The following is an 8,043-nucleotide window of genomic DNA, read 5'->3' on the forward strand; positions in this document are numbered from 1 at the left end:
GGGATGTGTAATGGAACAGTTACAAATTGGAGATATAAAAGTAACGTGGTTAAAAGGCGGAAATACACATTTAGATGGAGGGGCAATGTTTGGTGTTGTGCCGAAAGTACTTTGGTCACGTAAATATAAACATAATGACACAAATCATATTTACTTACGAACAGATCCGTTACTTTTACAAACGAAAGATGGAAATATGCTCATTGATTCAGGAATAGGAAACGGTAAGTTGGATGAGAAGATGAAACGAAATCAAGGTGTAACAGAAGAATCATCGGTTTATGAATCGTTAGAAAAACAGGGATTAAAGCCTGAAGATATTCAATATGTTTTAATGACACACCTTCATTTTGATCATGCATCTGGCCTAACAAAATGGGATGGGGATCAACTTGTACCAGCGTTTCCAAATGCGAAAGTTTACGTAAGTGAAACAGAGTGGAATGAAATGAGGAACCCAAATATTAGATCCCGTAATACATATTGGAAGGAAAATTGGGAACCGATTGTAGATCAAGTTGTTACGTTTCAGCAAGAAATAGAAATTACAGATGAAATCAAGATGGCACATACGGGTGGGCATAGTGATGGACATGCAGTCATCATTTTGGAGAGTCAAGGGGAAACGATGCTACATTTAGCAGATCTCTTGCCGACGCACGCGCATCAAAATGTATTATGGGTAATGGCATACGATGATTATCCGATGACCTCGATTGAAAATAAACAAAAATGGATGAAGTATGGTGCTGAAAAAGAGGCATGGTTTACGTTTTATCATGACGCATATTACCGTGCAGTAAAGTGGAATGAGGAAGGTCATATCGTAGAAAAAATAGAACGGAAAACGAGTATAGAAGCATAAAAATAGGAGGTTGTTCCATCATATTTATTGGAGCAGCTTCTTTTTTATTGTCGGGTTTTGTTGGTAAGTCGATATATTTAAAAAATCGCCGATATAATTTGAGTTACGCTGATATAATTTTAATCAATACCCGCAATTTCAAAAAAATAAGAGGTTCACCTAATGGGAACCCTCCGTTTTATGCTGCTATAACCTCTAAAACAGTACCTGTTTTAGCATCAACTAAAAATTCAAATCGTTCTTGTATATCATCTAACATTGTTGTAAGACCGCCGCGATAAACTTCATATGCGACATCATATTTTTCAAATGTCTCTGGAACCATATGTACCCAAGAGCCAGTAATTTCACCTTTATGACTTAATGCTTGTTTCACCATTTTCAATGCTTTTTCTGAAGAAATATGGGATTGTTCTTGTACTTTGTTTGCAACGAGATAACCAGCTGCGAACCCAACGCCAAGACCTGCTACTAAACCTTTCCAGCTCATATATTCACCTCAATTCTATAAAATAAAAATAGTGTACCAATAATAATTATAAAGCAAATACAGCTAAAAAAGAAGAAACTAGAAACATTTCGAAAATTTCGTTACAATAAAAGAGGTATTCTACTAAGGTTTGAAAGAAGGGGACTTCGTGAATAAAGAGACATTGCAATTATTTCGTACGTTAACAGAATTACAAGGTGCATCAGGTTTTGAACATGATGTACGCCGTTTTATGAAACAAGAATTAAGCAAATATGCGGATGAAATTGTACAAGACGGTTTAGGTAGCGTATTTGGTCTGAAAAAAGGGGACGAAACTGGCCCGCGTGTTCTTGTAGCAGGTCATATGGATGAAGTAGGTTTCATGGTTACGCAAATTACGAAAAACGGAATGCTTCGTTTTCAAACGTTAGGCGGCTGGTGGAGCCAAGTTTTATTAGCGCAGCGTGTACAAGTTATGACGAAGAATGGTCCTGTTATTGGGGTTGTTGGTTCTATTCCTCCTCATTTATTAAGTGACGCGCAACGTGCAAAACCGATGGATATAAAAAATATGTTAATTGATATAGGTGCAGATAGTTATGAAGATGCGATTGAAATTGGTGTAAAACCAGGACAACAAATCGTGCCGATTTGCCCATTCACACCGATGGCAAATGAGAAGAAAATTATGGCGAAAGCTTGGGACAACCGTTACGGATGTGGTCTTGCAATCGAATTGTTAAAAGAATTAAAAGATGAAACATTACCAAATACATTATATTCTGGTGCTACTGTACAAGAAGAAGTAGGTCTTCGCGGAGCGCAAACCGCTGCAAATATGATTCAACCAGACATTTTCTATGCGCTTGATGCAAGTCCAGCAAACGATGCATCTGGTGACAAAACGCAGTTCGGTCAATTAGGAAAAGGTGCCCTTCTTCGTATTTACGATCGCACGATGGTAACACATAGAGGAATGCGCGAATTCATTTTAGATACAGCAGAAACAAACAACATTCCGTACCAATACTTTATTTCACAAGGTGGTACAGATGCGGGCCGTGTACATACAAGTAACTCTGGTATCCCATCAGCAGTAATTGGTGTTTGCGCACGCTACATTCATACACATGCTTCAATTTTACATGTTGATGATTATGCAGCGGCGAAAGAATTAATTACGAAGCTTGTAAGAACAACAGATAAAACGACGTTAGAGACAATTAAGAATAACGCGTAGAGAAGAAGGGCGAAAAACCCTTCTTTTTTTAGATTGAATAGATGGCCCATCCATGAGTGGGAGCGGTCAGTGCTTATTTGGTGTTCGAATGATGTATGAAGACTCCAAGTAGGAAGTGAGAGGAAGGCTGTTTTTGTTTTCGAAGACGGTAATGTTGCTAGAAAAACCCTTCTTTTTTAGGCTGAATAGATGACTTGGTGATATGTGGTAGTGGTTGATGCTTAGTTCGTATCTGATGCGGATATTAGAATAGAATGATGAATTTTTATAGAGGTGAACGAAATGAAGGTAGTAGTTGGATCGAAGAATAAAACGAAGGTTGGCGCTGTGGAGAAGGTTTGGAAAGATGCTGAAATTACATCTCTTTCTGTTCCTTCAGGAGTAGCAAATCAGCCGTTTTCAGATGAAGAGACGATGCAAGGAGCGATTAATAGAGCGAAGCGAGCGCTAGAGGAAGGAGGAGCTCAAATTGGTATTGGGCTAGAAGGCGGCGTAATGAAAACGGAGTACGGTTTATTTATGTGTAATTGGGGCGCGCTAGCAACAAGTGATGGTAAAATATTTGTTGCCGGCGGGGCACGTATTACGTTACCGGATGATTTTTTAGCACCTCTTGAAGAGGGCAAGGAGTTAAGTGAAGTGATGGAAGAGTTTGTACATAGAAAAGATATTCGTAGTCACGAAGGTGCAATCGGTATTTTTACAGATGATTATGTTGATCGCACGGAATTATTTGTACACGTTGTTAAGTTACTTGTTGGGCAATATAAGTATGACGAAAAGCAAGCATAAACCTTGCACCATGCGTGATGTATGGTAGTATAAAAGAAAGATTATAACATGAAAACATGCACTCGTTAGAGGAGGAAATATAGATGAAGTCATTAGAAAGCATGGAGCAATTCCAACAATTAAAAAATGAAGAGAATGTAGTCTTTATGTTCTCAGCAGAATGGTGCCCAGACTGCCGTTTTGTAGACCCATTTATGCCAGAAGTAGAAGAGAAATATAGTGATTTCTCATTTTACTATGTAGATCGTGATGAGTTTATTGATCTATGTGTAAAATTAGACGTATTTGGCATTCCGAGCTTTGTAGCGTACAATAAGGGTGAAGAAACTGGTCGCTATGTAAACAAAGATCGTAAAACACAAGAACAAATCGAAGAGTTTATTGAAGGTTTAAAATAAGGCAATTTGCCAATTGAATTGTAAAACAACCTCTACCTTCGCGGGGGAGGTTATTTTTTTGGAAGGGAGGAAAAAGAGATGAAGATGACAAGTAAAAAGATGAAAGACGAGTTAATGAAGAAATTATCTCGCCCAGAATGGGACTTTCAGTATGATAGCGAGAAAGAAGTTCTACGTATTGAACAGAAAGACTCTAAAAAAGGTATTAACGTATCGCTTCCAGGAGTTGTGGCAAAATGGGAAGTGAATAAAGAAAAAGCAATTGAAGAGGTTGCTTATTATGTACAAGAAGCGCTAATTGCGATGCATAAAGAAGAAAATAGCGGAGCGAAAATTTTACCTGTTATTCGCTCTACTTCTTTCCCGAAACAAGCAGAAGAAGGAAATCCGTTTATTATGACGGATCATACGGCGGAAACACGTATTTACTATGCGTTAGATTCGAATAAAACGTATCGACTAATCGATGAGCGTCTGTTACAAAAATTAGAACTTACAGAACAGCAAGTACGTGAAATGGCATTATTCAATGCTCGTTCATTAGGTTATGAATTTAAACAAGACACAGTAGCGGGTAATACATTCTACTTTTTAAACACAAATGATGGATATGACGCGACGCGTATTTTAAACGAATCGTTACTACAATCGATGCGTGAAAAGATTTCTGGTGACATGGTTGTTGCTGTTCCTCACCAAGATGTATTAATTATTGCTGATATCGTCAACGAAATCGGTTATGATATTATTGCACAAATGACAATGAAATTTTTTGCCGAAGGGCATGTTCCGATTACATCACTTTCATTCGTATATGAAGATGGAGACTTTGAACCAATCTTTATTTTAGCGAAGAATCGGAAGAAGACAGATGGAAAAGAGAAAGGATGAACGAAGTGAACGTTTTTTACAACCTTGAAGGAATTGGTGACACTTTAATTGTTGCCTTACAAGATATTACTTTAGAGAACCGTACTTTTGATCGCAAAGGAGATGTTGCTCGCGTTTATGATCGTGAAAGCAACGTAACGGGAGGATTCAACATCTTTAATGCATCTTCTTATTTAGAAGTAACAGAAACAGGTAACCTTACATTAACGAAAGAGCTTGTTGAGAAAATCAACGAAATTTTAGCGAAGAACGGCTTTGAAGAAACAGTAGAAGCAGATCTTTCTCCGAAATTTGTTGTAGGTTATGTAGCTGAAAAAGAAAAGCATCCAAATGCTGATAAGTTAAACATCTGTAAAGTAGAAATCGGTACAGAAACATTACAAATCGTATGTGGCGCACCAAACGTTGATGCAGGACAAAAAGTTGTCGTTGCAAAAATCGGTGCTGTAATGCCAAGCGGTATGTTAATCAAGCCAGCTGAGCTTCGCGGTGTTCCTTCTTCTGGAATGATCTGCTCTGCACGTGAATTAGAGCTTCCAGACGCTCCACAAGAAAAAGGTATTCTTGTATTAGAAGATAGTTTTGAAGTTGGACAAGAATTTAAATTTTAATTGATATAAGAAAAGAGAGGTTGTCCTTTTGGGCAGCCTCTCTTTTTTGTCATTTTTGTTGGTAAATCGAAATTTCGTGTTGAATCGTTGATATATTGAGAGTTGTGATAGATATACTCAAAAAATCGTAAATATGATCAGGATGTCACCTTTTGTCTTAAAATCTATATTGTATTTTATAAACAAACTAGTTAAAATTCAGAAAAATAGAAGGGGATAGACGTATGAAACAGCAACTAAAAATTGCAGAACTTCTAAAACGAATTGAAACTTCAAAACAGCAAGATGTTGAGCTAGGTACTTATGAAATATATGTGTTTAGTGAAAGGGAATTAGAAAAAGGACAAATCGGTTACCGATACGATAAACATAAAAATTCATTAATAAGTGAAGAAAACGGAAAGTGGCAAGAAGGATGGATTGCAATTGGATATGAAACGGATATGGGCGATCCAGTTTTCGTAAATATAGATGATGACGCTTATCCAGTTTATACTGCAGAACGTGGTACAGAAAAATGGCAGCCAGTTTATATTGGAAATATGGATGAGATTATAGGGCAATTATAAGAAAAACTTTGAATCCGGTGTAAAGTGATGGGAGAGAAGTATGAAGTATATAAAAATAATGAGCATGATTGTATTCATTGGAATATATATGGCCGGTTGTTCACAAGAGCAGCCGAAAAAAGAAACTACATCTTCTATACAAGAGAAAAACAAAGATACCAAAGAAGACGCACCGGTAGAAAAGCAGCAAGAACAAGAAAAGAATGAAGAATCGCAAGCAATTCAAACGAATGAGCAAGTAGAACATAAGCAAGAGGAAGTATCATCTGAGGAAAAGAAAGAAGAAACTACGCCAGTGCAGCCAATTGAGCAACCAGTGCAAAATAATGAACAAAAAGTAGAGAGTAATGAAAAGCAAGGAAAGTTTCTCGTCGTTATTGATCCAGGGCATCAACAAAAAGCGAATTTAAATTTAGAGCCGATTGGACCAGGGGCAACAACGCAAAAATATAAAGTGACAGACGGTACAACAGGTGTTGTGACAAAAAAGAGAGAGGCTGTACTTGTATTAGAAATGGCTTTTTTATTAAAAGAAAAGCTTGAAGAAAAAGGGATACAAGTGTTAATGACAAGAACGTCACAAGACGTTGATATAAGTAATAAAGAACGGGCGACATTCGCAAATAATCATAAGGCCAATTTATTTTTACGTCTTCATGCAGATGGTTCTGAAAATCCAAACCAAAGTGGATTTGCTGTATTGACGCCGGCAGAAGGAAGTCCGTATACGAAAGAGATTTATGCGGAAAGTCTTCAAATCTCTCAAACGATCGTAAATAAAATGAGAGAAAATCAGCAAGTGAAAGTAAATGGAATTAAATTTAGGAATGACCTTTCTGGATTCAATTGGTCCAAAGTACCTGGCGTACTATTAGAACTTGGGTTTATGTCAAACTATGAAGAAGATAAAAAATTATCTGACCCGCAGTATGTAAATTCTTTATTGCAAAGTGTAACGGATAGTGTAGATGCATATCGGAAGAGTAAAGCTTAAGCGCAGTCTTACATGAAAGGCTGCGTTTTTCCATATGAAAACACTCGTAAATTAGAATATTGTGGATAAATATGACATGCTTAATTTTACCTGCACTTTTTGCCGAATGCTGATACAATAAAGGATGTTACTATTTAGTAGAAAGAGTGGTAAGCATGTTAGATTGGATGAAAAAGCTGTTTAACAAAGAGGAAGAACAAACAGCGATGAATAAAGAAGTACCAAAGCAAATTGAAAGTCAGCCGAAAATTCCTCGTGTAAACCACTACACTGAAGCAAGAGAAGCACAAATGGCAAGTAGGAATGCAGGTAAATGCCGTTTTCCTTTAGTACCGGATAATGGGTTCGATGAAGAGGATGAAAGCGAAGTAAATCGCTTTGAAGAACAACCTGTTCAAGGAGTAGCATATGAAGAACCGACTGCCCAAAGAGGAATAAAGGTGGAAAGAAGCAGACGACCGTATGTGGAAAAGGTAGTTTCTACATATGAAGAGCCGGAAGTGCAATATGAACCGGTGCGAGAGTCTGTCGTTAAAAAGGCATCTGCACCTTCGCAAGAGAGTAACCGTAGACCATTTCGTCCAACAGAAATGATTTCGCCAATTTATGGATATAATCGTCCTTCAGTAGAGAAAAAGGTTGAAAAGCAGGAGGAAGTAAAAGAAAGAGAAGATCTTGAAATATCTGTAGAGGGAAAAGCAGTTGTTGATGCATGGTTAGAGAAAAAAGGATATAAATTATCTGATTTCTCAGAAGGGCAAGCAACGTCTTCTGCTCCAGGTGAAGTAGTTGAACAGAAAGACCAACAGAGTAAAAAAGAAGAAAAATCAGTTGTTGATCAATGGCTAGAGAAAAACGGTTATGAAATTGAACGCCAAGTGCCTTTAGTAGAAGAAAAAGAAGTGATTAAAGAAATGAGTACACCGCAGGAAGTTTCAGCGGATGAATTACTTCATAAAACAGTAGCTGAGCAGATGGAAAGTGCTAAGCTAGAAAAAGATGTAGTGGTGTTAAACGAAAACAATCTACAAGAAGAATTAGTAGCTTCTAAAGTAGAGCACGAGGATACAATATTATCAGAAGAAATTAAACGTAATACAGAAATAAAACAACCTACTATTGAAGTAGAAAAGCAAGCTCCAGAAGAATCAGTGATTGTCAAAGCAGAAGAAAAACTTGAAGAAACAATCATTGTGGAAATACCAGAAGAG

General features: G+C 37.3%; 9 protein-coding genes and 1 pseudogene. 9 read left to right on the plus strand and 1 reads right to left on the minus strand.

The features are described 5' to 3' along the window. Nucleotides 1-10: 10 nt before the first annotated feature. Entirely contained in the window at nt 11-865 is an 855-nt protein-coding gene (locus BUA87_RS17590; RefSeq protein WP_065229454.1) for a YtnP family quorum-quenching lactonase, read from the plus strand. Nucleotides 866-1,043: 178 nt separating this feature from the next. Here the strand turns inward: BUA87_RS17590 and BUA87_RS17595 are convergent, their stop codons facing one another. After that, entirely contained in the window at nt 1,044-1,355 is a 312-nt protein-coding gene (locus BUA87_RS17595) for a PepSY domain-containing protein (protein WP_000118541.1), read from the minus strand. A gap of 148 nt (nt 1,356-1,503) precedes the next feature. Between BUA87_RS17595 and BUA87_RS17600 the strand changes: the two genes are divergently transcribed. The 8 genes and pseudogenes from BUA87_RS17600 to BUA87_RS30380 all read left to right on the plus strand — a co-directional run. Continuing rightward, complete coding sequence (locus BUA87_RS17600) at nt 1,504-2,577, plus strand: M42 family metallopeptidase (protein WP_001031517.1); 1,074 nt, start codon at nt 1,504-1,506, stop codon at nt 2,575-2,577. Nucleotides 2,578-2,859: 282 nt separating this feature from the next. Continuing rightward, on the plus strand, nt 2,860-3,369 hold the full coding sequence (locus BUA87_RS17605) for a DUF84 family protein (protein WP_000869932.1): 510 nt from the start codon (nt 2,860-2,862) through the stop codon (nt 3,367-3,369). Nucleotides 3,370-3,452: 83 nt separating this feature from the next. Continuing rightward, nucleotides 3,453-3,767 (plus strand): thioredoxin family protein, encoded by a 315-nt coding sequence (locus tag BUA87_RS17610; protein WP_000838193.1) that lies wholly within the window; start codon nt 3,453-3,455, stop codon nt 3,765-3,767. A 78-nt stretch (nt 3,768-3,845) separates the two neighbouring features. Then, the gene (locus tag BUA87_RS17615) at nt 3,846-4,658 is read left to right on the plus strand and encodes a DUF1444 domain-containing protein (RefSeq protein WP_000784605.1); all 813 of its coding nucleotides are present in this window, start codon (nt 3,846-3,848) and stop codon (nt 4,656-4,658) included. Further along, nucleotides 4,655-5,269: a YtpR family tRNA-binding protein gene (gene ytpR / locus BUA87_RS17620; RefSeq protein ID WP_001006777.1), complete on the plus strand. Its 615-nt coding sequence runs from the start codon at nt 4,655-4,657 to the stop codon at nt 5,267-5,269. Before BUA87_RS17615 ends, ytpR begins: the two co-directional genes overlap by 4 nt. Nucleotides 5,270-5,493: 224 nt before the next feature. Continuing rightward, the gene (locus BUA87_RS17625; RefSeq protein WP_072940379.1) at nt 5,494-5,838 is read left to right on the plus strand and encodes a thiamine transporter; all 345 of its coding nucleotides are present in this window, start codon (nt 5,494-5,496) and stop codon (nt 5,836-5,838) included. A gap of 40 nt (nt 5,839-5,878) precedes the next feature. Continuing rightward, nucleotides 5,879-6,832, plus strand: coding sequence for an N-acetylmuramoyl-L-alanine amidase (locus tag BUA87_RS17630; protein ID WP_072940382.1), 954 nt, complete (start codon nt 5,879-5,881; stop codon nt 6,830-6,832). A gap of 155 nt (nt 6,833-6,987) precedes the next feature. Next, nucleotides 6,988-8,043, plus strand: a pseudogene (locus BUA87_RS30380) (DNA translocase FtsK); the annotation flags it as partial.

This window comes from Bacillus sp. bc15 (genome assembly GCF_900142585.1).
GTDB classification, from domain to species: domain Bacteria; phylum Bacillota; class Bacilli; order Bacillales; family Bacillaceae_G; genus Bacillus_A; species Bacillus_A cereus.

Coding starts and splice junctions, on each gene's coding strand:
- BUA87_RS17590 (WP_065229454.1), top strand. CDS start 11: ATGGAACAGTTACAAATTGGAGATATAAAAGTAACGTGGTTAAAAGGC.
- BUA87_RS17595 (WP_000118541.1), bottom strand. CDS start 1,355: ATGAGCTGGAAAGGTTTAGTAGCAGGTCTTGGCGTTGGGTTCGCAGCT.
- BUA87_RS17605 (WP_000869932.1), top strand. CDS start 2,860: ATGAAGGTAGTAGTTGGATCGAAGAATAAAACGAAGGTTGGCGCTGTG.
- BUA87_RS17610 (WP_000838193.1), top strand. CDS start 3,453: ATGAAGTCATTAGAAAGCATGGAGCAATTCCAACAATTAAAAAATGAA.
- BUA87_RS17615 (WP_000784605.1), top strand. CDS start 3,846: ATGAAGATGACAAGTAAAAAGATGAAAGACGAGTTAATGAAGAAATTA.
- ytpR (WP_001006777.1), top strand. CDS start 4,655: ATGAACGAAGTGAACGTTTTTTACAACCTTGAAGGAATTGGTGACACT.
- BUA87_RS17625 (WP_072940379.1), top strand. CDS start 5,494: ATGAAACAGCAACTAAAAATTGCAGAACTTCTAAAACGAATTGAAACT.
- BUA87_RS17630 (WP_072940382.1), top strand. CDS start 5,879: ATGAAGTATATAAAAATAATGAGCATGATTGTATTCATTGGAATATAT.